We start from the raw sequence: 24,049 nt of genomic DNA on the forward strand, positions 1-24,049 counted from the left end.
GTGATGAACTCGGTACGTCAATGCGGCGAGAAATTCCGCATGCGTCACTGAGGCGAGGAATTGCCGGCGGTCATACGGAAGCGAGGCGAGGGGGGATACGGCACTGGGGCGAGGAATGTACGTCACTTCGGCGAGCTTTCCACCGCCGCATACGGAAGCGAGGCGAGGAATTTCGCGGCAAGTCCGCGAAGTGACAACGCAAATCGCCCCATAACATCTTTGTTTAACTCTATAAGGAGACAACAACACGCTGTTGTTTCTTTTTTTTGAAAAGGACATGTGAAGCAGCGACCAGCATCGAGAAAAGACAACCACGTCCCTCTGGCCGAGTTCGTCCGGGGGACGGACGAGAACAACCTTGCCGAGTTCCCTTTGGCTTTGCTTTCGGATACGGCTTCGCCGCATCAGCGAACGCTCGAATTCGAGGACACCGTCAACGACTGGAAGACAGGACAGCAAGTCACGCGTCGCGTCTGCGTTACCGGCAGCGAGAAGTATGGCTTGCCGACGGCCAAGGACGACCAAGTTCTTGCCGCCCTTTTGCAGCTCACTGGCATCGCCAACAATTTCACCAATCCCGAGGTAACATTCACGAAGCATCAAGTCATTCAGCTGCTGGGCTGGGATAATTCCGGTTGGGCTTACGACCGAGTCGAGGAATCGCTCCATCGGTGGAAAGCCGTGTCGGTCCATTATTGGAACGCGTGGAGGGACCACAAGAACGGGACTTGGACCGATACCGAAGCCGTCGGCATCATCGAGTACTTCAAGATTGCGGATGGGCGACGCCATCGAGCGTCGTCCGAGCAAGCAGCTCAGTCCCGCTTCGTCTGGAATCGCGAGCTGTTCAAGTCGTTCCAAGCCGGCTACTTGAAGCCGCTCGACTTCGGATTCTATCGCTCGCTGAAACGACCAGCGGCCCAGCGTGCTTACCGCTTTCTCGACAAGCGATTCTATCATCAACCCGAGTGGGAGTTTGACCTGCGGACGTTCGCTTGCGAGAAGCTCGGCTTCAGCCGCAACTACGACACGGGCCAACTGAAAGCCCGCTTGACCCCGGCGATGGTAGAGCTTGAGCGGGCCGGTTACATCAAGCCAGTCTCGTTCCGCAAGATACGACCGAAGACCTGGACCGTCTCGGTCTCGCAGAACCTCGCGAAACAGCCGACCCCTCCAGCTAAGTCGCTTGATTCGTCGTCGCTAACCCAGCGACTCGTAGAGAGGGGCGTGGCGAAGTTGACGGCGGGTTCCCTCAGCAAAGATTATCCAGCCGCACGAATCGAGGAGAAGCTCGCTATCTTCGATTGGTTAGTTACCCGTCGCGACAAACGCGTCTCGACCAATGCCCCGGGGTTTTTGGTCGCGGCGATACGCAAGGACTACGCGGCTCCGAAGGACTTCAGGAAATCGAAGCCCCCCAAGTCGCCTTCGCGAGCAACGGAAACGAATCGGAACGAATCCGTCAGCGGAGTTGAGTCCGATGGCATCGTCGAGGCCTACCTTGGCACTCTGACCGCCGAGCAGCACGCCGAGTTGGAAGCTGCGGCTGTCGCAGCCGCCGACCCGTTGACCGCGGAAGGATATCGACGGACGAAGAAAACCGGCGGTCCGACGTTCGCAGCTTACCAGAGAATGGTCATAGCAAAGCACTTTGGCCGGATAAGCTCGACCGAATCGAAGCCATCATAGCTGCTCCGGCTTTAGCAGGGGTTCTGTGGCTTTGGCAGAGGAGCACTGGAGTGCGGCTGCGGTCGTGGCCTAACGAACATCCTGTACGTTGTGCTAGAATTGTGACAATATCACAGAATCTTGTGCCGTACCGACGCCCGCTTGTTGAACAATCATGCCCCGCAAAGTGAAACCCAAAACCACCGGACCAAAGACTCGCCCGCGGACTGGCGACGACCGGAAAAAAATAATCCAAGGCCGCGTAAACGAATTGTTGACTCGGGTCCGTGATGAATCCCCCGATGCTAAACGCGAGCTTGACGCAATCCTAAGTCAACTAGCTTCCATTGAAGCGAGTCATCACCGGCATCCTCCTAAGGACGACCTAGGTCGATTCAAGGCGATTGGGTTTTCTGACAAAGTTCGGCGTTTATCGAGAACTGAACCGTCCGCAATCCCGCGTCCCGCCGACCTAGTTGATGTCTGCACAGTTGTAGCGGAGAACGGTTGGCATTTAATCGCTCCAACGGGACGGCGGACGAATACTCTCGCCGAATTGGCTCACTTGCTGCGTCCGGTAGAAGGTAGCAACGTTGCGAATGACCATTCGAGCAAAGGCTCTCCAAAGGTTGCGCCGCCTCGAAAAAATCGCCATACTGATGGCAAGGTGGAAAATCGTACATCCGATAGGGCATTACTCGCAGAATCAGTCAAAGAATTGTCGGCTCGTCTAGAGGCCAGCCCCGCCGACCTGCAGTGGCTTTTGGAGAAGCTACCCTTAGAATGCAGAACAATCGCATCGGCATTCGAGCAATCCAACGAAGCTGCCGCGGTCAATTCATCCCAAGCCGCCGCTTTGCTCGGCAAGAAGCGAGCCGCTAGTTTGACCTCAGAGCATCAGCGTAATGCAGCGACGGCGAGGTCAGCGAAGCTATCCGCTAAGGAGAGGAGCGACATCGCAAAGGCAGCCGCCACTAAGCGCTGGAATAAGGAAAAGGACGGCAAATAAAGCTGCACGTCAATTTTTTTCCACATGCTTGCCACCGGTGGCACGCATGTCTATACTTCGTATGGTAGGCCCGGTGCTTCCGGGCAAAGCTTACTTGCACTTCCTGACGCCACCGCCGGCAATCGTCCTAGCGAGCGAGAACTTGGCATGGTCTGCAGTCTAACCGCCATCGGCGAATCTTGAGCAAGGGTAGGAGCAACACAATGCGACAGTCTCAAAGCCGTGGCCAACTCGGCACATTCAGCGACGCCGGCAGCTTTCAGCGGGTAACCGGCACGCAGGCATCTCTTGTTGCAAAGCCTACTGATGAACGGGCGCTACTGCTGACCATCGAGGAAGTTTCTCGGCTCATCGGCCTCTCAGTTCGCCAGATTCAACGCTTGAAAAGCTTAGGCCAGTTCCCCAAAGAGGTCCGAATTGGCGGCAGCGTCCGCTGGCGACGCTCAGATATCGTGCAGTGGGTAGCGGACGGTTGCCCTAAGCTTGACAATCGCCGGTAGGGTTTCTTGTTGTCATTGGAGTCATCGGCATGGCGTCCGTTTTCAAATACAGTCGCGACGAGGGCAAGCGAGATGCTCCCTATTGGATTGAGTACCGTGACGAGTTTGGCAAACGCCGGCGGAAGAAGGGATACACCCGCAAGCGAGAAACTGAAGATAAGGCGGAGGAAATTGAACGCGAGGTTCGCCAAAGGAAGCTCGGGCTGATTGACCCCCACCAGCAAGCCTTACGGCACCATCGGTCTACGCAAATCGAAGCCCACCTCGCTGCCTACGAACTGCACCTGGACGGCGGCTCACGGACGGTCAAGCACAAGACGCTTACCATGAGCCGGATTCGTAAGATAGTCGCCGAAGCGGGAATCCAGTCCCTCGACGACTTGCAGCCGGATAAAATCGACGCGTACCTCAATAAGCTTCGCAAGAAGAAATTAGGGCTTCGTACAATCAATCACTACGTGCAGGCAGTGCAAGGCTGGTGTCGCTGGCTCGTCAAGAATCGACGGCTATCGGTCAGTCCGCTAGACAGCCTGACAACCTACAACGCCGCCGTCGATGTCCGCCACAAACGGCGGGCTCTCACGGTCGGCGAGGTGACTCAACTCATCGCCTCGGCCCGGGACAGTAGCCAGACGATTCAGGGGATGGGGCCCGAGAGCCGGGCTCGCCTTTATACAATGGCGTTTCTCACGGGCTTGCGTCGCAAGGAGCTGGCTAGCTTGACGCCGAGCAGCTTTGACCTGAAATCGTCGCCGCCAACGTTGACGGTAGCGGCGGCTTGCTCGAAGCATCGCAAGACGGATGTACTGCCCTTGCACTCAGAATTGGTTGAGTCACTACCGGGCTGGCTACGCGGTTTGAAGCCGAAAGACTTCCTGTTCCCGCGGCTCGCCAACCGGAAGACGTGGTTCATGGTCAAGAAGGACCTCGAACGGGTAGGCATCCCTTACGAAACGGCTGCCGGCATCGCCGATTTTCATGCGAGCGGTCGTCATACCTACGTGACGCAACTTCTCCGCAGCGGCGTCTCCTTGACCCAGGCACGCGAGCTCGCCCGGCACGGCGACATCAAGATGACGATGCGGTACACGCATATCGGTCTTGCCGACCAAGCGGAAGCACTGAAGTCCTTGCCGGGTACGACCCAATCCAGTCAGCAAATAGTCAGCACTCCCAGCCAACCGACATCAGATGACGTGTCGCGACATGGCACTGCTTGGCACAAAACAGACAATGATGGCGAATTAGAATCGTCCGAGAAAACCAGAGGTTTTGACGCTCCCTGGCATAATGAGTCAGGGGATGGCGACTTGTGTCACCATCCCCTGCAAAGTGGAGGCGGCGGGAATCGAACCCGCGTCCCGAAGCATCTCCACGCAAGCATCTACGTGTGTGTTCGACTGGTTTAATTTCACGAGCAGGTCAATCAGTCGACCAACTTACCTGCTCGCTAACCAAGAACTTTGTTTAGCCGCGGGGATACTCGGTGGTGACCCGCGGCGGTTCGGATTTAGTGACGGACGTCCGGGCCAATCCGACTTCAGCCCCTAGTCCGGGCAGCCTTTAATTAGGCAGCCAAAGCGTAATTGCTGTTAGCAATTGACATTGTGATCAGCTTTTTACGTGGCCCACTGATCAACCACGACACGCCACTTGCGCTTTGTCTACCCGGTCGAACCCTGTTCGCCCCCGTAGTGCGACCCCTGGTGAGGGCCGGCGTTTCCCGTGGGATGGGAAAACGCCAAAACGCGACAAGCCTTGTATTGTAGGTTGCCCAGAGGTCGGAGGCTAGGGAGGACCTTGGGACTGTAGGACCGTGGACTGTGGGACATTCTGTGGCTGACCTCTTCGAGGTCGGGATTTGGGGGCTTGGGGCTGGGAACATACGGGGCTGGTGCTGGTGGTTGGGTTCGACACTTGTACTGGATGTTGTGGTTTTGCCTTTCGTAATGTGTGATTTTTCTGGGAAGAGGTCAGAAGCCGGAGATCGGAGGTCGGTGGCATTCTTCTTAATCTCTGACCTCTCACTTCTGGCCTCTGGCCTCTCATTTCATCTCTTCCAACTTGTCCAACTCTTCCAACTTGTCCGGGGCTATTTCGATTCTTTTCGATTGTGATTTTTTTAGTGAGTCGCAACGTCTGCGCGCAGTTTGGGTGCCACTGGCTGGCTTGTCCAGCAGTGTGTTTGTGGCACGGGCGTAGGCCGGAACGAGTAACGCGAGTTCCGGCATGGCGTACCAAAACAACTTCATTGCCGGAACTCGCTCCACTCGGTCCGGCCTACAAAAACTCCCCCCGCTTACGCGGGAGGCTCGCCGGTGTGTTCCCTTGGTCATTCGGTCATTGGACCTTGGTCATTTCCCCACTTCATCACTTTTTCGATTTCTTTTTTCCATGGTGCGTAGCCGGCGGGGTTGAGGTGTAAGCCGTCGCCGGTGAACTCGGCTTTGAGTTCGCCCTTGTCGTCGATCATCAGCGCATGCAGGTCGAGGTAGTCGTAACCGAACTCCGCGGCCAGCTTTTTCAGTCGTTCATTAAAATCGAGCACGTTGGCATTATGCTTTGCGTAGCGGTCGCTGCAGGGCAACACCGATTGCACATACACGCGCACGCGCGGGGCCTCGGTTTTGATCCGCTCGAGAAGCTGCCGATACCCTTGCTCCATCACCTCCGGCTGTCGGCCCGAACCGAGGTCGTTGATGCCGATCATCAGAAACACGTCGGTCGCCGAGCAGTTGAAGACCGACTCATCCAGCCGCGCGAGAATCCCCCGCTTGTCGTCCTCGGGCAGGGCATTGCCGATGACGTCGCCGCCGATCCCCCGATTGAGCACCCTCCGCCCGGGCAACATCTTCGGCACGTCGAACCCCTCGGTAATACTGTCGCCCAGCAGGACAACGTTTTGAAACACCTCGTTCTGCTCACGAAACGCACGGACCCGATTCGCATAGTGCATGCGAAAAATGGCGCCCAAATCGACCGGAGGTTCCGCGGGTTTCGCAGTCTCTGCGACGGGCGGATCGGCAGGTTTCGCAGACTCTGCGCCTGGTAGATCGGCTGGCTTTTTCTCTTTAGCCTGTGCGGTGCCGATTATCGCAAGCGCAACCGCGAACAGCAAAATGGTTTTCCAACCGACACCGCGAGAATAAGAAACGCCCATAGCTCTGCCCCCCTATGAATTTTCTGGCTGAAGGCTGAGAGCTAATCGCTAACAGCTTTTCCGCCCATTTTACAGGATTGCGCGGCCAAATTCGACGAGTATGTTGTGGGAGAAAAGCGGATATATTCCTTGCGGCTTTTTATGCCCTGACAGGATTAGCTACCAGCAAAGCTGGCCGGGACAGCCGCGACGTAACGCGGAACGTGAGCTCATCGCAATCCAACTCAAACACAATAGTACAATCGAACTGGGTTCGGGTACTGAAGTGGACGTGGTCGAGTAAGACGCGGTTAGCGATGCATATCCTGACTGCCACAACGCTAGGTCGCCGCTAGTGGCTCCATTCGGTGATCCACCCCGCTGCCAGACGAGAAAATCTCTTCCGTCAACATCGCCATCGAGATCGAAGTCCCCGGGCAGAGTAGCGGCTGCAATCACTTCGAGTTGCACGAAGTTTGTCAGGTAGCTGACTTGCCAATCAAGGCCAGTACCAATCGTTGGTAAATTGAGATTTGCGAAAGTTCCCGTCACGCCACCGCCTGCTTTGAAAATGCTAAAGGTTTGGCCTAGAACGGGCGCAAATTGGCCCTCGCCCAAGTCAATCAAATCGACAGTTAGGCTACCTGCTAGTGAAGCGGCTCCCGAAACGAAGAGTTGGTCGAACTGAAGTTCCGCCAGGGGTCCGCCTATTTCTATTGCCAAATTCGCCGAGGTCCCCTGAGTGTAGTTGCCTGTAACGTCGAGTCGGCCAGGCGACATTCCAGGTGAGACGGTGCCACTAAGGTTGTTCAGATTCCCCACGACAGTACCTTCGCCAGCCAATGTGCCGTTAACGGTGACCTCGAAGGTACCGGCAGCAGGTGCAATGAGTCCGTCTCCCACTCGCACCCGTCCACCATTGGTTGCCAAATTCCAAAAATGCCCTTCCTCCAATGTCAGAGTGTCGCCGACCCGCAAGAACCCGTTCCCAAAGCTGATGAATCGTGAACCGGGGACCGCATAGCGGAAAGAGCCATCAACATTGAGCGTTGCGTTGTCGCCAATCGCGAAACCGCCTGCAACTTGCAGATAGTCGCCACCAACTCGCAGCATCGAAGTCGAATTCTGGACGTTCACATCACCATGGGCTGTCAAGCTGCCGATTGTCGCCTTGCCACCGGAGTGGACAGTGACGAAGTTGGCGATCGAATTTCCGCTACCGTTCGAAGTGAGAGTCCCGTTGTTGCGGACTTCGAGCGTGTTGCCGGCGGAGTAATTGAAATCGCCGTCGATGTTCATGGTGGCAGAATCGATGACATGGAAGTTGCCCGTGTCCTGCGCGTAGTCGCCAGTAGCATGTAGTAAACTTCCGGCATGTTCGACGACGAGGTCTCCGTGGAGGATGAGGTCGGCCGTGGCGGCTTGGGCAGCGCTGCTAAATCGCGCTGTTCTGAGGTCGGTATTTCCCGCGCTGAACGTCGCATTGCTGACATCGAAGTTGCCGGTGCTGCTATTTGTGAATGTACCGTCAACTGTGAAAGTGGAATTCTGAATGAAGTCGAAATTCCCGCCGTCTTGCTCGTAATCACCGAGTACGTGCAGTAGGGTTCCTGAATTACTTAGCGTTAGATTATCATGGACTGTCATGCTCCCGACGCTGATCTGGGAGCCTGAATTGATAAGCACGACTCCTGCTTCTAGAGAACTACCTGCGGCATCACCAAAAGTGACCGTGCTGTTTGTGATGAAGGACCCACTGCCCGTCTTTGTAAATGTGCCGTCAACTGTGAAGTTGGAGTTCAGAATGACGACGAAATTCCCGCCGTCCTGCACGTAGTTGGTGAGGATTTGTAAGGCAGCACCATCCCTCACCTCAAAGTTGTCATGGACGGTCATCTCATTGAGAACCACGTCCAGTCCATCTCGAATACTGACAACTCCCGCTTCTACAGTACTAGAAGCGGGATTATCGAGTGTGAAGTTGGTTTCCGACCACGCAACGACGAAGCTCCCATTACCCGTCTTCGTGAACGTGCCATCAACGTCAAACGAGGAATTCCTATCGACAACAAAGTCCCCACCGTCTTGAGTGTAGTTGGTGAGGATTTGTAAGGCAGCACCATCCCTCACCTCAAAGTTGTCATGGACGGTCATCTCATTGAGAACCACGTCCACGCCATCTCTAATACTTACCACCCCTGCTTCTACAGAACTCCCGGCCGGATTGCCGACGTTAAAGCTTGATCCCGGCCAGCCGACGTTAAAACTTCCATTGCCCGTCTTGGTGAAGGTGCCATCGACATCAAACGTGCTAGTATGACTTACGACAAAATCTCCCCCGTCCTGCACATAATTACCCAGTACTTGTAGTAATGCTGTATCACGCAGTTCAAAATTGTCATGGACTGTCATCTCGTTGAGAACAACGTTCACGCCATCTCGAATACTTACCAACCCTGCTTCTACCGAACTTCCGACCGGATTGCCGACGTTGAAGCTTGATCCCGGCCAGCCGACGTTAAAACTCCCGTTGCCCGTCTTGGTGAAGGTGCCATCAACTGAGAAGGCGGAATTCTGATTGACGAGAAAATCCCCGCCATCCTGCTGGAAGTCGGTTAGAATATGCAGGCTAGCGACATTACCGACGTTGAAGTCATCGTGGACGATCATCTCATTGAGAGTCATGTCGACTCCGTCACGTATGATGACAATTCCGGCTTCTACCGAACTGCCCGTTGGGTTGCCTATATTCAGATCTGCCCCGCCTTGAACAGTAAACTGTCCCGAAGGGCTGAACATCGTAAGCGTGCCGGGTATGTTCACCACCGGATTGCCCCAGCCGTTCATCTGCTGTATCCATAGCTCACCGTCCAGGCTGACATTGCCCGCGAAATTCAGCGTACCGCCAAAGGCCAACAGCCGCTCGCCATCCCAAGGGTTGGCAAGCTCGCTCGCGGTATCAGAACCGTCTTTGATGCCGGTAACAGAATTCCAGGCCCCCTGAGCCTCAATACTAACAGCAAAAAGCAGAACCAAGATCACAAACGATTCTGCGCGCAATTCGTGCCATGTTTTCATACTAAGCGAGCCCACGATTGAAGTTCTCACGAAAGAAGGGAGCGTAATATACGTCCAATGATGTGTGGGATTGTAGCAGCGCTGACCAAGAATCACCACCAAGTCAGAGTACCGACAGGAATGGCATTAAGCCGGGATTTTCTATCTAGCCCCTGAGGGGGGGGATCGTGGACTGGATTCCCGACGGCTTGGGATGGGCGGAGCGAAGAACTTCCTCCCATGACCTTCCCCCCATTCAAATAGGGGGCTCGCCTGGGGGAATCTTCGCATGGAACACTTCGTGAAAGACCCTCCCGGAGTACCGGAAGAGGGGAATAAAAACCACACGGAGTGTGGTGCCACTCTACAGCCCACCGTCGTTGCGCGTGCCGAGGGTGGCCCAGACGCGGGTGTCGACTTCGAAACTTTCGGTGTCGACCGAGCCGTCGCAGCGGCCGGCGTTGAAGCCGGCGGGGTGGGGGCCGCCGAAGTGTTCTTGATATTGCGAGCCCTTCTTATCGGCCTGCGGATCGTTGCGGTCGTAGTCGTAGTCGCGCATGGGGGCGTAGCGCTGGCCGCCGGTCGCGCGGCCGGTGATGCGAATCGTGTCATAGCTGTAGCCGGCATACATGGGTCCGTCGTCGGCCGGGTTGTCGCGGGCGAGGCGGTTCGTTTGATTATCGAGCGGCGAATCGACGCTCACCGTTTCATAGTAAAACTCGTAGAGCCATTTCTCGGCGACGAGCAACGTTGTGGTCGTGCCGTCGGTGATTTGTTTGAGCTTCGCGCCGCTATGATCGCCAACGATGCCGTTCCAGTTGGCATCGAGCCATGCTTGATCGTTGCGCCACGTGCAGTCGGGGAAACCGCCGCGGCAATCGGAGACCACGAACGGCACCTTGATAATCGGCCCGAGTCCTGAACCGGAGAAAGCGACGCTGCCGGCGTTGGCGGCGTAGTCGGTCTTGGCCGCTTGATCGAGCGTTTGGGAATTCCAAGTCATCAGATAGACCGCGGGGTAAAGCCGCGCTTCACGCCGCGTGGGGCAGTGGAACAGCGGAATCACCGACTGGCCGACCTGCGTGATCGCCGTCTTGAGGGGTTCGCCGGTGAGGCCGAGCCCGAGATTGGCAATCGCGTGTTGCTCCAAATAAGGGAGCGTTTGATAGATCCAGCCCCCAGGCTGGCGCGGACCCGTGCCGACGTTGGGGTCTCCCATCCAAGAGGCGCTCCACCCCCCGGCGGGAAAAGCCCGGTGCGCGGTTTCGTAATTCAACATGCCGACGGCGATCTGCCGGAGATTGTTTTTGCATTGGGCGAGTCGGGCCGATTCGCGCGCGGCTTGAATCGCGGGGAGCAACAGGGCGACCAGCACGCCGATGATGGCGATCACCACCAGCAACTCAACCAGCGTGAAGCCGCGGGGGTTCGCTATGTTGGTGACTCGCCTGCGCATGAACGGCACCGATCGAGACGTTGCACGAAAAGAAGTGGCCACGAGAAGCCGTGGATTGGGATAAGCAGCACGTTCAATCGTAGCAAAACGCGTGGCGAGTCGAGCCGGATTGCGAAATGTCGCATACGGTTTGCGGAAGGTGGGGTGGTTGGGTGCGGATTTGCCCCGGGTGTACTGACGGCAGCACCGTCAGATCACCCGGGGCTAAATTTTCGTTCAAAACTTGGCTTCGTCGCCGGAGGGAAGGGTGACGCGGGGGGCGGCGGGGCCGTCGATTTCGCGTAAGCTGTCGAGCGGTTGTTCGCGCAAGCGCAGAAACTTGAAGCCGACCAAGCGGGGTTTGCCCTCGGCGTCGTTCTTGGCGTTGTCCTTGGTCGAGCGGGCGATGTATTCGTCGATCGGTTCTTCGCGAACCTTGGGCACGGTCGAATGAATGAGATTGAGTTCGCCCTCTGCGTTCTTTTCGCTTTTTGGGCCGCGGCCAATCAGACCGACGTGCCCCACGAACGCGCTGGTCGGCTTTTTAGATGAATCAGGAACGCTGGCGCGGACGATGTTCACGAAGTCGCCTTCTTGCAAATCCTGCCGAGCGCGGTCGATCTCTTCATACGGCAAGTAAATATCTTCGTGCTTTTGAACCGGCACGTCGACGGTGAGCTTGTAGCGATTCTTGAAGAACCGGGCGCGATCGATCGTGCTGGAGAATCTCGCCGCGCTGTCGCCCGCAAGATCGGCGGTGATGTCTTCGACGAGCCAACGGTTGGATGTGTTCCAGTCGGCTTCGGTATAGTGGTTGCGCGTCGTGACGCCGAGGTGGCCATCGCGGTAGCGCAAACGCTGGAGCATTTTCATAAAGCTGGGCCAATTCTGCGCGAGCGCCATCGCGTAGGTGTGTTCGGCGAAGACGACGCAATCGCTTTTGTCCAAGCAGTAGATCGGCTGCGGGTCGTAAGGTTCAAACGGCATTTCGCCGAGCAGATAGATTTCGTAAGGCTGGCCGATGTTCTTGCGGGCTAGATGGACGATCCGCTGGCGGAGATCCGGCTCGGCGACGCTGATGTATCGAAGATAGGCATCGACTTCCGATTCGTTGAATTTGTAAAGCGGCTTGTCGAGCAGTTCGGCGATCACTGCGGCATCCAGACCTTGTTGCTGGCAAATCTTGGTTTGCTCGTCGGTTAACTCGGCGGCAATCGCAGAAGTCGTGCAGATGGCCAAGCAAAGAAAAGCGATCCGCCATGGTGAAAATGTTGTGGGCCGCATGGTGTTGCCTTCCTGATGACAAGCTGAGCAAAATGGTACTTTATCCAGCGTATCGCTAGGTGGCTCTCAAAACTAGCTTCATCGTTTTCGTAGAAGGAAAAAACGCCGTGGGAGTTCGATCATTTGGAGGCAAGTTGCCGCAACTTGGCGAACGCGTGTACGTCGATCCGGCAGCGGCGGTCATCGGCGACGTTGTGCTGGGGGATGACGTGAGCGTCTGGCCGGGGGCGGTCATTCGTGGCGATTTGCTGCCGATCATGGTGGGGAAGCGCTCGAACGTGCAAGACAACGCCGTGCTGCACACAACTCACAAGAGCACGTACAACCCCGACGGTTGGCCACTCGTGATTGGCGAAGACGTGGTGATCGGTCACCGCGCGGTGCTGCATGGTTGCCGTGTGGGGAATCAGGTGCTCATCGGAATCGGGGCAGTCGTCAACGACGGCGCAGTGATCGAAGACGAAGTGATCGTCGGTGCGGGCTGTTTGGTGCCGCCGGGGAAGACGCTCGCGAGCGGTTACGTTTATGTCGGCAACCCGGCAAAGCAGTTGCGGCCCATCACCGAATCAGAGCGAACGTTCTTCACCTATTCGCCGGCGAATTATGTGCGTTTGAAGGATCAGTATTTGGCGGAGGAGAAATGAACGGCAGCGGGACGCTGCCGGCTAACATTTATTTGGATGCGGGGATTTCGCCGGGGCGGTAATCGGGGAGCCAGCGGCAGGGGAAGAGGGCCAACAGCGCCAAGCACGACAACACGAGAAAGCCGATCTTGAGCGACGTTAAGCGCGACTCGGTGTTGATCCGCACGGCTTCTTCGACCTTCTCGGCGGTGGCGTTCGTGTTGGCCAGCCGCGTTTCGAGTTGGTCATTGCTGATGAAGTTGATGCTATCGAGATTAAACTCCTCGGCGAGTTCGGTCGTTTTGAATTCCGCGGGGATCACGGGATTGTCGATCAGTTTGTCGTTGATGAGCGAGCTCACCAAACCCACGAGCAGCGCGCCCATCAATGCCGTCCCCACGGCGGCGGCCAGATTCTGCGTCACGCCGCGCAGCGAACCGACGTCGCTGGCGAGTTCCTTGCGTGCGCTGGTTACCAACACGTTGAACAGCAACGTCACGAGCGCGCCTTGCCCAAGCCCCACGGTAATGAGCCCCACGATCACGGGAAAGACGCTCCAGTCGTTCCGCGCGACGAACGCCAACCAACAGGTTCCCACCATCACCAGCAAAAATGCGGCGCGGGCGATTTGCCGCGGGGTGTAGCGGTCGTAAAGCCGCACGATCAAGATCGCGGTGAAGAAAACCGTCAGCATGAACGGCATCATCGCGATAGAAGTCGCCATGCTGGTGCGGCCTTGCACGATTTGAATGTAGAGCGGCACGGAAAAGTTAATGGCGGCTTCCATGCTCACGATCATGAACAGCGTGACGACCGCCGCCCATTCGCGGGGTGAATCGACCACTTCTAAAGCCAAAAGGGGTGTGCCGCCGGAATTGGCCGTGCGGTGTGTCCAATACAAAAAGCCGCTGCCGATGACCAAGCCGATGAGGATCATGATCGGCGCGGGAGACATGCCAAGCACGTCGAGCGGTGCGTTGGGTCCTGCCAGCAAGAGCCCCCAATTCCGTACATTATTAAAGCCAAACGTGATGAGAATAATTGCCACAGCCGCCAGGACAACCCCCACGACGTCGATCTTCACCGCGGGATTGGGCTCAGAGTTCTTGAGTTTGAAACTGAGAAACAGAATCGCGCCGGCGTGAAGGATGAGCAAGGCAAAAGCGAGCCGCCAGTTGATCATCGCCAAGAAACCGACGAGCACAAACGCGAGCACCCCCGCGATCGCGCGGGCCGAACCGAGCCAACCGACGGCTTCGGCCTGTTGCCGTCCGCGATAGTGATTGGCGATTAGCACCACGAGCGTCGGCACCAAACCGGCGGCACCGAGTCCCGCTAAACCTTGCGCGGCGAGCATCACCTTGGCCGTCGGGCTGACGACCATCAGCAGCATCGCCACGCCGAGCATACCCACGGCGGCTTGAAAGAAAATCTTCGCGCCGAAGCGTTGGCTGAGTTTGGCCCCCAAGAGAATGAAGCCGGAAACGCCCAAGGAATAGAGGACAATCGCCGTGCCGACGGTGGTGGGTTGGGTGTCGAAGCTTTCAACCATGCCCCCCATCGAAACCGGCAATGCCGCGACATTGAACGACATGAGCGCTTGGCCCATGGCGATCACGATCATGGGAAGCCAAGATTCGCGTGGTTCATCGGCGAGCGTGTTGGTGGTGTTGGTCATGGCGATTTGTGCTCTTGATGGGAAAGTTTGTCTACACGGCAGCGGGACGCTGCCGGCTAACGTGCATTTTTATTCGGCGGGTTGGGAGACGAAGAGGTCCATTCCTAAGCGCTGCGAGAGGAACTTCGCAACGAGTTGTCCTTTAATACTGTTGCCGGCTTTGTCGAGGGGTGGGGCGAACGTTCCGAGGCCGCCTTTGCCCGGCGAGACCGTGACGATGCCGCCGCCGATGCCGCTTTTGCCCGGCAGGCCAATTTCGTAGAGCCAATCCCCCGACGTTTCGTACAACCCGGCGGTGGCCATAATCGTGAGCGCGTAGTGGCAGACGGATGGATCGACGACGCGCTGCTTGGTGATCGGATTCACTCCTCCGTCAGCAAGCGTGGCCCCCATCACGGCAAGGTCCTTGGCCGACACGTTGAGCGAACATTGCTTGGTGTAGAGATCGGTCGCCACGGCGGGATCCAAATAAATGCGGCCGAAACTTTGCAGCATCCGCGAGATCGCCTGATTGCGAAAATTCGTGTCGGTGGCGCTTTGATACACTTCGTCGTTCATCGAAAGCGCTCTGCCAGCAAATCGCGATAGTCCGTCGTGAATGAATTGCCATTTCTCTTCGAACGTGTTGCCGGGGACCAAACTTGTGGTGGCAATCGCACCGGCGTTGACCATCGGATTGGTGCGGCCTTCGTCACCCCGTTCGATCGCGGCGAGCGAGTTGAACGCATAGCCCGTGGCGTTGACTCCAATCTTCTCGCGCATTTCGTCGGGGCCCAAGGCCTCGCACACCAGCGCAAAAACAAACGGTTTGGAGACGCTCATGATCGTAAATTCGTGATCGGCCGCACCGACGGAGAAGATATTGCCCTCGTTGCCGACGACACAAATGCCGAATAGGTCCGACGGCACTCGCGCAAGCGCGGGATAAACTTGAGAATTCTGTCCGTCGGTGTTGCCGGCGAATTTTGCGTGGGCTTCTTCGACGAGCTCACGGATCAGCTCCGCAGGGGGAAGATGACCGGTAGAGACGTAAGGTTGTGGACTTGCCATGTTTATTGACTCATCTGTTGTGTGAATTAACGCCGACTGACGCGGCGGACGGGGCCCACGACGAAACCGGGATACATATCCAAGGCGTTCATCGTTGCTTGACGACTATCGCGCCCTGGCACGACAACCCACATTGGCCAGCCGTTCATCGCCACGTCCGGATAAAGTGAGACTTCCCACAGCGAGGTGACTCCTGCTTGAACGGCTTGCATCTTGAGTTGCAATTCGGCAATCTCGCGTTGGATTTGGGCATCCTCGGCACGAGCTGCGGCAAAGGACTTCAACAAGAACGCGAGATCCTCACGGCTTTCGGCTTTGCTTTCTTTTTGTCGTGCTTGCCAATTTCTCCAATAGCGCTCCCAAAGTTGGCGTTCCGCTTCGGGCAGCAAAAAGAACGGCACGGCATGAACGTCGCCATTGGCCGACTCGATGAGCACGCCTTCGAGATGGAACGTGCGTGGCCGACCGCGTTGGCGGGTCATCCAGTTTTCCAAACCGGCGAAATCGGGAGAGCGCAACGTTTCAAAATGAGCGACAACTTGTGGCAACAATTTCTGATAGAACTCGGGGAGATTGTCGAGCCGGCGATCATTCACATAAAAATTGCCCCGCCTACGCTGTAAGGTGATCTCGCGCTCGGCGAAGTCGACGATTTGCCCTGTGATCTTCATGCCGTCGGTGAGTTCTAAGGTTTGCTTGCTCTCGTCGGACGTTTTCTGTGCATCGAGCGCTGCCTGCGTTTTTAAGAAGTCTTGATCGGCCTGAGAAAGCTCCGCCAACGGGAACGCCACGAGCTCGTGGTCGGCCCGTTTGAGGACGACCGATTTGTCGTTGAAGGTGACGAGCTCCGCTTCGAGCGTGTATTCGCCGGACTTGTCGCTCCAGACGCGCGACTCGGCGTGGGCGATTGAGCCACCGCCGGGGCAAGAAGTCAGTATGATCCAAAACAACAAGAGGACGAGTTTGCGAGCCATATCTCTATCTCATTTTCGATGAAATGAACTGTTTCAGCAGTACTTTACCATTGCCGGCACAAACACGCTAAACCCCCCCCGTGAGAAATCTTTTTCGTTCCTTGCCAATCGTTTGCGACGTCGCCATGTGAATATGAAAATCAGGCAACTGGACTCGGCTATTTTCATGCGCCGGTGTAAGCTAAAGCGGGCTGAACATCGAGGGAAACGCCAAAAGCAGCCTGTTTGATTCGCCAGACGTCTAGCAAATATTCCGGCCACGCTGTGAAACGGCTTTTGGCCTTCAATAGGCACGAGCCTCCCAGAGGCATGAGTCTCAAGAGATAAGGGCATGAACATCAGAACTTCTTTCCGTAAACGGCTCGAACATGTTTCGAGTTCATCGTTCGTCGTGTTCGCACTGCTGTGCGGCTGCCAACCAACGCCACCACCACGCACTGAACTGATTCGGCCCGTCAAGACGATGCTCGTCGCGGCGGGGGAGGACGTGCGCATTCGGTCGTTCCCCGGCACGGTCGAAGCCTCGCGACGGGTGGAACTGGCATTTCAAGTTTCGGGGCTCTTGGTGGACTTCCCCGTGAAGGAAGGCCAGGAAGTCAAAAAGGGAGACCTCATCGGCCAAGTACGGAAAGACGAGTTCGAAGCGCGTCTGACGGCGCTGCAAGGACAACTCGATCAAGCCCGCGCGGAACTCGTCGCGTTGCGAATGGGAGAGCGACCAGAAGAACGCTTGCGGCGGGAATCGCAAGTGCGTGCCGCGCAAGCGCGACTCGCCAATGCTCGAACCGAACGAAATCGTCTGGCCCCGCTGGTGCCGCGGGGTGCGATTTCGCGTTCGGAATTTGAGCTGGCCGAAACGCAATATGAGATTGCGATTGAAGAACTCGCAGCCGCTCAGCAGCTCGTTGAAAAAGGGATGATCGGCCGCGAAGAAGATATCCTCGCCAAGGAAGCACAAATCCGCGGGCTCGAAGGGCGCGTCGTGGAAGCCAACATTCAAGTCAACGACTGCACTCTCACCGCACCGTTCGATGGCGTGATCGCTCAGCGATTTGTCGAGCAAGGTCAGAACGTCCGAGCGAAGGACCCGATCGTGCGATTCCAAGATGCCGATGAAGTAGAAATCGCGGTCGACGTGCCCGAGGCGGTGATGGCGACCGACATTCGCCGTGCCGACATTTTGAAAATGGTTGCTGAGATCAGTGGCCTTCCCGGCAGAAGTTTTCCCGTGCGAATTCGCGAGATCGCCCAAGTGGCCGATCCTACGGTGCAGACGTTCAATGTGCGAGTGGCAATGCCCGCCCCGACTGAGGTCCGTGTGCTGCCCGGCATGACGGCCACGGTGACGGTCGACTATCGCCGGGCGAATGTCTTGGGGCAGCGGATCTTGGTCCCCATCTCGGCGGTGTATGAACGCTCGAACGGCAAGCAGGTTGTCTGGCTCATCAATAAAGATAATGAAGCGAAGTCACGCCCCGTCGAAGTCGGTTCCGTTCAAGGTGGCGATATTGAAATCACCAAGGGCCTCGAACCGGGGGACCGCATTGCCGTGGCGGGGGTTTCGTTCTTGCGTGATGGGATGAAGGTTCGCGATCTGGGCGACGCGCTGGGAGGGTCGCCATGAACCCCGGCCTACTATCAGTTCATTATAGCCGCGTCGTGTTCGTCGCGATGGCCCTGGTGTTGATCGGGGGTATCGTCGCTTATCTGAAAATCGGCCGGCTCGAAGATCCGGAATTCACAATCAAGCAGGCACTGATCGTCACGCCTTATGCGGGCGCGAGCGCCGAGGAAGTCGCACAGGAAGTCACCAACCCTATCGAGACGGCTTGCCAGCAATTGGGGCAACTCGACTTCGTGGAATCGGAATCGACCCGTGGCCGTTCGGTGGTGATCGTCAACATCAAGGATCGCTACGACCGGCATCGCATTCCGCAGGTGTGGGATGAACTGCGCCGCAAGATTGCCGACGTTCAGCCGCAGCTTCCGCCCGCGGTGCGTGGCAGGACGATTGTCGTTGATGATTTCGGCGACGTATTCGGCATCTTTCTGGCCGTGACCGGCGAAGGTTATTCGTTTCCTGAATTACGGCGCTATGTAGAATCGCTCCGCCGGGAGTTGCTGCTGGTTTCTGGCGTGAAAAGCGTTGAACTGTTTAGCGAGCAGCAGGAAGTCGTGTTTCTGGAAATCTCGCGACAACGGCTGGCGCGGCTTGGCATTAATGAAGAGCAGCTTTACGCCAAACTCCAAGAGCGCAACATCGCCGCCGACGGGGGCCGCGTGCGCGTCGGCGATGAGCATATCGTTATTGATCCCAGTGGAGAGTTTCGTTCCGCCGAAGATATGCTCGATCTGGTGATCGGCTCCGACCAATCGGGGCGGCAACTCTTTTTGCGCGACGTGGGGACAATCGTCCGCGGTGATCAGGATCCTCCGCGGCGGCTGTTGCGTTACGACGGACACCCGGCGATTGGGCTCGGCATTTCCACTGTGCAAGGTGGCAACGTCGTCACGATGGGGGAGGGGGTTCGCAAAAAACTGGCTGAGCTAAAAGCGAATCAACCCATCGGTATCGAAATCGGCGAAATCAATTTTCAGCCCGAGGCGGTCTCCGCGGCGACGGGCGAGTTCATGTTCAACCTCGGCAAGGCGGTGTCGATTGTTTTTATCGTGCTGCTGATCGCGATGGGTCGCAAGACGGGCGCTATCATCGGCATCGTGCTGTTTCTGACGATCATGGGAACGTTCTTCGTCATGTATATGCGCGGCGATCTGCTGATGGAGCGGATTTCGCTGGGGGCGTTGATTATCGCGCTCTGCATGCTCACCGATAACGCGATCATTATCATCGAGGGAATCAAAGTCGGCATCGAAGCGGGCCGCAACAAGTTGGAAGTGGTCCGCGAAGTCGTGGAGCAAAATCAATGGCCGCTGTTCGGAGCGACCGCGATTGGCGTGATCGCCTTTGCCGCGATTGGATTGTCGGAGGATAGCACGGGCGAGTACACGAATTCGCTGTTCTGGGTGATCTTAATCGCGCTGAGTTTAAGCTGGGTGTCCTCGGTGACGGCCACCCCGTTGTTGAGTTATCTGTTTTTCAAGCCGCTGGATAACCATGGTGGGGAACCGCGTGATCCTTATGACGCGTTGCCCTTTCGCTTGTATCGCCAGTTGCTCACCACAGCACTGCGAAATCGTTGGCTGGTGGTGATTCTGTGCGTCGTGGCGTTTGTCGCTTCGATCTATGGCTTCGGCTATGTGAAGCAAAGCTTCTTCCCCCCGGCAACGCGGCCTCAATTCATGGTCGACGTTTACCTGCCCGCGGGAACGCACATTCGCGAAACGGAAGCTTTCGCCGGTGAGATTCAAAGCTATTTGCAGGAGCAGAAGGGGGTGACGCACGTCACGTCGTTCATCGGCGGCGGCGGCATGCGGTTTCTGTTGGTTTATAGCCCCGAGCGCGAGAACCAAGCCTTCGTGCAGTTTCTGGTCGACGTGCGCGATGCCGACAAAATCAGCGGCTTGATCGATGAAATTCAGAAGAAACTCGATGAAGATTATCCCAACGCAAACGCGATTGCGAAGAAATTCTTGCTTGGTCCCGGCGATGGGGGACGGATCCAGGCGCGCTTCTCGGGACCAGATCCCGCGGTGCTGCGCGAATTGGGCGATGAAGCGATCAAAATCCTGGAAGACGACGGTCTCGCGGTGTGTATTCGTAGCGATTGGCGCGAGCGCGTGAAAGCCTTGCGGCCCGACGTGCTCGATTCCCAAGCCCGCCGCAACGGCATCACGCGGGTGGAAATCGCGCAAGCGCTGGCGAGCAGCTTTGAAGGCCGCGTGGTCGGCTTCTATCGCGAGCCGGGTTCTGCGAGCACCGGTTTGTTTCCGCAAGAATCGCGGCTGCTTCCCATCCTGGCCCGGCCTCCCGCCGACGAACGCAACGACGTGGCGATTATGAACAGTCTCCAAATCTGGAGCCCGATCGCGGGACGGATGATTCCGCTCAATCAAGTCAGCTCGGGCACCGAAATGGTGTGGGAAGATCCCGTCGTGATGCGGCGGAATCGGTTCCCGACGCTCACGGTGCATGCCGATCCGCGCACGGAACTTCCGAGCCAACTGTTCAGCCGCGTGCGGGAGGACATCGAACAGATCGAACTTCCGCCGGGCTATTCGCTGGAATGGGGCGGCGAGCATGAAGACTCCAGCCAAGCCCGCGCGGCATTGGCCAGACCGTTACCCGCGGTATTCGCGCTGATGGTGTTCATCGTGATCTGTCTATTCAATTCACTGCGGACGACGTTGTTGATTTGGCTCATCATGCCACTCTCCATCATCGGCGTGACGACGGGGCTATTGCTCACCGGTGCGCCGTTTGGATTTATGGCTCTGTTGGGCGTGTTGGCCTTGGGGGGTGAATTGATCAAAAATCAGATCGTCGTGCTGAGCAAAATCATCACTGAGATCGACAAAGGCAAGCCGCCGTATCAGGCGATTCTCGACGGCGGCACAAGCAAGGTGCGGCCCGTGTGCATGGTGATCATCACGACCGTACTCGGCATGATTCCGCTGCTTGTGGATCCGTTCTTTGGAGCGATGGCGGTCTGCATCATGTTCGGTTTGTCGTTTGCGGCGTTCTTGTCGTTGATCGTGACGCCGGTGTTGTACGCGATGTTCTACGACATTCAGGAACCCGTCACCGCGCCGGCGACCGGCAAACGCAAGGGATCAAAATAAGCCAAACAGGACGTGGCGATGAGTCAGGCGGACGCTTCCAAAAAGTCGGTGCTGCAAAAGCTGCTCGACTTTGTCGAGAAACTTGGCAATCAAGTGCCGCACCCGGCCGTGCTGTTTTTGTTTTTGATCGTAGCGGTGATGCTCGCATCGCTCGTTCTGCAGCGCATGGGCGTAAGCGCCACCTATCAACGGATCAACATCGAAACCCACGAAGCCGAAGAAGTCACCACGGCGGTCCGCAGCTTACTTTCTGCCGACGGCGTGCGATTTATCTTTACCTCGGTGGTCCCCAACTTCATCAACTTCGGGCCCGTGGGAATCATCGTGGTCGCGATGATCGGCATCGGGCTGGCCGAACGCTCGGGATTAATTCAAGCGTTAATTCGTTTGATCGTGGCCAAGGCTCCGCGCAGCACGTTGACCGCGATTGTGATTACGCTCGGTGTGATTTCCAGCATCGCCAGTGATGCGGGCTACTTGGTTTTGATTCCGCTGGGCGCTGCTGCATTTCATAGCTTGGGGCGTCATCCGCTCGCCGGGCTTGCCGCGGCGTTCTCGGGGGTGGCCGCGGCCTTTGGGGCGAATTTTCTCGTGAAGCCAATCGACGGCATTTTGGCCGAGATGACCAACGACGCCATTCACATTGTCGACCCGGCAAAATCGATCGACATCATGGCGAATTTTTATTTCGGCGTAGCGTCGAGCGTGTTGCTGATCGTCGTCTGCACATGGATCACCAGCAAAATTGTTGAGCCCAGACTGGGGACCTACGAAGGGGAGCAACCGGAAGAGGGAACGGGCGGTCTCTCTGCGGCAGAATCGCGTGGGTTACTTTTTTCGTTCGTGGCGTTCATGGGCTTGGCGGTGTTCTTTGGTTTCCTGACATTGCCGGCAGGCGCGCCGCTGCGGAATCCTGAGACGGACGAAATCATCGGCGACTCGCCGTTTATGAGCAGCCTTGTTTTTTTGTTGATGCTCACGTTTTTGGTGATGGGGCTCGCCTATGGTTATGGCGCGAAAACGATTCGCTCCGCCGATGATGCAATTGACGCGATCACCAAAACGCTCGCCGACTTGGGGGGCTTGCTGTTTCTATTCTTTGTGATCAGTCAGTTCGTGGCCTATTTCAACTTCAGCAACATGGGAACGATTCTGGCGGTGAGGCTTGCCGATTCCCTCAAGGAAGCGGACCTGAGTAGCTACACGCTGCTGCTGGCGTTTCTAGTGATCGGATTGTTGATGAGCATTCCTGTGCCCAACATCTTGCCGAAGTGGGCGATCCTGGCGCCGGTGTTCGTGCCGTTGTTTTTGAAGCTGGGAGTGGATCCCGACGTTGTGCTGGCGGCCTACCGCGTGAGCGATTCGCCGCCGAATGTGATCAACCCATTGCTGCCGCACTTCGCGCTGGTCGTGGGATTCGCGCAGCGATGGCAAAAAGACGCAGGCATCGGCACGGTCGTGGCCATGATGTTGCCCTACGCCGCCGCGACGTTTGTCGCTTGGACGGTTCTGTTCTTCATCTGGTATATGCTGGGAATTCCGTTTGGTCCTCAATAACTGCGCTGTGAGTCATCCATGACCGAACCCGCGCCAAACGCCGATGCCAATAGCGTCCTGGAATTTATGTTCCGCTTGGGGCAAGCCTATTTGGCCTGCGGCGAACAAACGGCCAAGGTCGAGCTCAGTTTGCGCCGCATGGCTTCGGCCTACGGCATGCGCAAGTCGCGGGTTGTTGTGTTTCCCACGGCGATCTTCATCAGTTTGCACGATGGCAACCAAGAGCGCGTCACATTGGCCGAAGGTCCAACGCAAAACTTGCGACTCGATCAAATCGGCGACATTTATCAACTGGGTGGTCTTGCCGAGCAAGGGAAAATAGCACCCCAGCTGGGCCAAGAACAACTCTCCGCCATTTTGCGCAAGAGCTCGCCCCATGCAAAAGCCACGATCGTGCTGGGGCATACGATTCTGGCCGTGGGGCTGGCGATGGTGCTGGCCCCCTATTTCGCGAACCTGCTTGCCGCGGCTGTTCTCGGCACGATCATCGGCGTGCTGAAAGTTCTGAACCGCGATCAACCCGTGTTGGAAGTGCCGCTTCCCGTGGTGGCGGCGACGATCGTTTCGTCGCTGGTGTTTCTTGGCGTCAAACAAGGGATCGCGGTCGATCCGCTGCACGCGCTCGTTCCGCCGTTAGTGACTTTTTTACCAGGCGCAATGCTCACCCTGGGGATGGTCGAGTTGGCGTACGGTGATATGGTCAGCGGCTCGAGCCGACTGATCACCGGTTTGATCGAGCTCGTATTGCTCTGCTTCGGACTCGTCGCCGGGGCGATGCTGGTGGGTTACACGCCCGAGAATCTTGTGGATATGCACAGCGAGATCCGCTTTGGTCCGCTTGCGAATCTCGCCCCGTGGGCAGGTGTGCTCGTGTTCGGCGTGGGAGTGTATCTGCACTTCTCGGCCCCTGCGAACTCACTCGGTTGGATGCTGTTTGTGCTGGTGATCGCCTATGGAGCGCAACAACTCGCGGCGCTCCATTTTAGCAAAGCCGTGAGCGGTTTTTTTGGGATGTTGATTGCCACGCCGCTGGGCTATCTGATTCAACTCCGATTCAACGGCCCCCCCGCGATGGTCACGTTTCTCCCCACGTTCTGGATGCTCGTGCCCGGTGCGCTGGGGCTGATGAGCATCAAGCACATGCTGAGCGACCGCGAAGCGGGAATCGATGGCATGATCACTACGGTATTTGTCTTTGCCTCGATCGCGCTGGGCACGCTGATGGGCGCATCGCTTTACAAGTCCCTTTCCGAGCGGTTTGGAACCTGGCAGATGCAGATCGGCCGCGTGGGACGATTCTTTCGCCCCGGCAAAAAATAAGTTCGCACAAGCGCC

The 24,049-nt window shown here is 57.0% G+C and carries 17 protein-coding genes, 1 other RNA gene and 1 pseudogene; 9 read left to right on the top strand and 10 right to left on the bottom strand.

The genetic code is table 11. The annotated features are described in order from the left end of the window. A partial coding sequence (locus AC6T8Q_RS01455; RefSeq protein ID WP_500677400.1) for a hypothetical protein occupies positions 1–249 on the bottom strand: 249 nt, incomplete at its 3' end. A gap of 30 nt (positions 250–279) precedes the next feature. Here AC6T8Q_RS01455 and AC6T8Q_RS01460 point away from each other — a divergent pair. From AC6T8Q_RS01460 to AC6T8Q_RS01475, 4 genes and pseudogenes are all read left to right on the top strand, one after another. Next, a complete protein-coding gene (locus AC6T8Q_RS01460) occupies positions 280–1,689 on the top strand; it encodes a replication initiator protein A (protein WP_500677401.1) in 1,410 nt (469 codons plus the stop codon). Positions 1,690–1,843: 154 nt separating this feature from the next. Then, complete coding sequence (locus AC6T8Q_RS01465; protein ID WP_500677402.1) at positions 1,844–2,677, top strand: hypothetical protein; 834 nt, start codon at positions 1,844–1,846, stop codon at positions 2,675–2,677. Between the two features lie 203 nt (positions 2,678–2,880). Further along, positions 2,881–3,177, top strand: a complete 297-nt coding sequence (locus tag AC6T8Q_RS01470) for a helix-turn-helix transcriptional regulator (protein WP_500677403.1) — start codon at positions 2,881–2,883, stop codon at positions 3,175–3,177. A gap of 326 nt (positions 3,178–3,503) precedes the next feature. After that, positions 3,504–4,214 (top strand): annotated as a pseudogene (locus AC6T8Q_RS01475) (tyrosine-type recombinase/integrase); the annotation flags it as partial. A gap of 293 nt (positions 4,215–4,507) precedes the next feature. On the opposite strand, the gene ssrA reads toward AC6T8Q_RS01475, so the two are convergent. From ssrA to AC6T8Q_RS01505, 6 genes are all read right to left on the bottom strand, one after another. Further along, positions 4,508–4,868: a transfer-messenger RNA gene (ssrA, locus tag AC6T8Q_RS01480) on the bottom strand. A gap of 354 nt (positions 4,869–5,222) precedes the next feature. Next, entirely contained in the window at positions 5,223–5,429 is a 207-nt protein-coding gene (locus AC6T8Q_RS01485; RefSeq protein WP_500677404.1) for a hypothetical protein, read from the bottom strand. 80 nt (positions 5,430–5,509) lie between these two features. Continuing rightward, positions 5,510–6,337: a GDSL-type esterase/lipase family protein gene (locus AC6T8Q_RS01490; protein WP_500677405.1), complete on the bottom strand. Its 828-nt coding sequence runs from the start codon at positions 6,335–6,337 to the stop codon at positions 5,510–5,512. Between the two features lie 159 nt (positions 6,338–6,496). After that, the gene (locus tag AC6T8Q_RS01495; protein WP_500677406.1) at positions 6,497–9,394 is read right to left on the bottom strand and encodes a beta strand repeat-containing protein; all 2,898 of its coding nucleotides are present in this window, start codon (positions 9,392–9,394) and stop codon (positions 6,497–6,499) included. Between the two features lie 343 nt (positions 9,395–9,737). Next, entirely contained in the window at positions 9,738–10,829 is a 1,092-nt protein-coding gene (locus AC6T8Q_RS01500; RefSeq protein WP_500677407.1) for a DUF1559 family PulG-like putative transporter, read from the bottom strand. A gap of 216 nt (positions 10,830–11,045) precedes the next feature. Continuing rightward, a complete protein-coding gene (locus AC6T8Q_RS01505; protein ID WP_500677408.1) occupies positions 11,046–12,092 on the bottom strand; it encodes an N-acetylmuramoyl-L-alanine amidase-like domain-containing protein in 1,047 nt (348 codons plus the stop codon). Positions 12,093–12,199: 107 nt separating this feature from the next. On the opposite strand from AC6T8Q_RS01505, the gene AC6T8Q_RS01510 reads away from it, so the two are divergent. Then, entirely contained in the window at positions 12,200–12,736 is a 537-nt protein-coding gene (locus AC6T8Q_RS01510; RefSeq protein WP_500677409.1) for a gamma carbonic anhydrase family protein, read from the top strand. A gap of 28 nt (positions 12,737–12,764) precedes the next feature. On the opposite strand, the gene AC6T8Q_RS01515 is transcribed toward AC6T8Q_RS01510, so the two are convergent. From AC6T8Q_RS01515 to AC6T8Q_RS01525, 3 genes are all read right to left on the bottom strand, one after another. Further along, positions 12,765–14,393 carry an MFS transporter gene (locus AC6T8Q_RS01515; protein WP_500677410.1) on the bottom strand — a complete coding sequence of 543 codons (1,629 nt, stop codon included), beginning with the start codon at positions 14,391–14,393 and terminating at the stop codon, positions 12,765–12,767. Between the two features lie 69 nt (positions 14,394–14,462). Further along, on the bottom strand, positions 14,463–15,443 hold the full coding sequence (glsA, locus tag AC6T8Q_RS01520; RefSeq protein ID WP_500677411.1) for a glutaminase A: 981 nt from the start codon (positions 15,441–15,443) through the stop codon (positions 14,463–14,465). A 26-nt stretch (positions 15,444–15,469) separates the two neighbouring features. Next, positions 15,470–16,417 carry an SHD1 domain-containing protein gene (locus AC6T8Q_RS01525; RefSeq protein WP_500677412.1) on the bottom strand — a complete coding sequence of 316 codons (948 nt, stop codon included), beginning with the start codon at positions 16,415–16,417 and terminating at the stop codon, positions 15,470–15,472. A gap of 331 nt (positions 16,418–16,748) precedes the next feature. Here AC6T8Q_RS01525 and AC6T8Q_RS01530 point away from each other — a divergent pair, with 331 nt between their 5' ends. From AC6T8Q_RS01530 to AC6T8Q_RS01545, 4 genes are read left to right on the top strand one after another with little or no spacing between them, the layout of a single operon-like run. Beyond that, positions 16,749–18,041 (top strand): efflux RND transporter periplasmic adaptor subunit, encoded by a 1,293-nt coding sequence (locus tag AC6T8Q_RS01530; RefSeq protein ID WP_500677413.1) that lies wholly within the window; start codon positions 16,749–16,751, stop codon positions 18,039–18,041. After that, positions 18,038–21,157, top strand: coding sequence for an efflux RND transporter permease subunit (locus AC6T8Q_RS01535; RefSeq protein ID WP_500677414.1), 3,120 nt, complete (start codon positions 18,038–18,040; stop codon positions 21,155–21,157). The genes AC6T8Q_RS01530 and AC6T8Q_RS01535 overlap by 4 nt, the downstream gene beginning before the upstream one ends. 18 nt (positions 21,158–21,175) lie before the next feature. Next, positions 21,176–22,714, top strand: a complete 1,539-nt coding sequence (locus tag AC6T8Q_RS01540) for an AbgT family transporter (protein ID WP_500677415.1) — start codon at positions 21,176–21,178, stop codon at positions 22,712–22,714. 18 nt (positions 22,715–22,732) lie between these two features. Continuing rightward, on the top strand, positions 22,733–24,034 hold the full coding sequence (locus AC6T8Q_RS01545) for a threonine/serine exporter family protein (protein WP_500677416.1): 1,302 nt from the start codon (positions 22,733–22,735) through the stop codon (positions 24,032–24,034). The last annotated feature ends 15 nt before the right edge of the window (positions 24,035–24,049 follow it).

It is taken from the genome of Bythopirellula sp. (assembly GCF_041737835.1).
Classification (GTDB): domain Bacteria; phylum Planctomycetota; class Planctomycetia; order Pirellulales; family Lacipirellulaceae; genus Bythopirellula.

Excerpts from the sequence above, each read along its gene's own strand:
- AC6T8Q_RS01465 (WP_500677402.1), top strand. The coding sequence starts at position 1,844 with ATGCCCCGCAAAGTGAAACCCAAAACCACCGGACCAAAGACTCGCCCG.
- AC6T8Q_RS01470 (WP_500677403.1), top strand. The coding sequence starts at position 2,881 with ATGCGACAGTCTCAAAGCCGTGGCCAACTCGGCACATTCAGCGACGCC.
- AC6T8Q_RS01485 (WP_500677404.1), bottom strand. The coding sequence starts at position 5,429 with ATGAAGTTGTTTTGGTACGCCATGCCGGAACTCGCGTTACTCGTTCCG.
- AC6T8Q_RS01490 (WP_500677405.1), bottom strand. The coding sequence starts at position 6,337 with ATGGGCGTTTCTTATTCTCGCGGTGTCGGTTGGAAAACCATTTTGCTG.
- AC6T8Q_RS01495 (WP_500677406.1), bottom strand. The coding sequence starts at position 9,394 with ATGAAAACATGGCACGAATTGCGCGCAGAATCGTTTGTGATCTTGGTT.
- AC6T8Q_RS01500 (WP_500677407.1), bottom strand. The coding sequence starts at position 10,829 with ATGCGCAGGCGAGTCACCAACATAGCGAACCCCCGCGGCTTCACGCTG.
- AC6T8Q_RS01505 (WP_500677408.1), bottom strand. The coding sequence starts at position 12,092 with ATGCGGCCCACAACATTTTCACCATGGCGGATCGCTTTTCTTTGCTTG.
- AC6T8Q_RS01515 (WP_500677410.1), bottom strand. The coding sequence starts at position 14,393 with ATGACCAACACCACCAACACGCTCGCCGATGAACCACGCGAATCTTGG.
- glsA (WP_500677411.1), bottom strand. The coding sequence starts at position 15,443 with ATGGCAAGTCCACAACCTTACGTCTCTACCGGTCATCTTCCCCCTGCG.
- AC6T8Q_RS01525 (WP_500677412.1), bottom strand. The coding sequence starts at position 16,417 with ATGGCTCGCAAACTCGTCCTCTTGTTGTTTTGGATCATACTGACTTCT.
- AC6T8Q_RS01530 (WP_500677413.1), top strand. The coding sequence starts at position 16,749 with ATGAACATCAGAACTTCTTTCCGTAAACGGCTCGAACATGTTTCGAGT.
- AC6T8Q_RS01535 (WP_500677414.1), top strand. The coding sequence starts at position 18,038 with ATGAACCCCGGCCTACTATCAGTTCATTATAGCCGCGTCGTGTTCGTC.
- AC6T8Q_RS01540 (WP_500677415.1), top strand. The coding sequence starts at position 21,176 with ATGAGTCAGGCGGACGCTTCCAAAAAGTCGGTGCTGCAAAAGCTGCTC.
- AC6T8Q_RS01545 (WP_500677416.1), top strand. The coding sequence starts at position 22,733 with ATGACCGAACCCGCGCCAAACGCCGATGCCAATAGCGTCCTGGAATTT.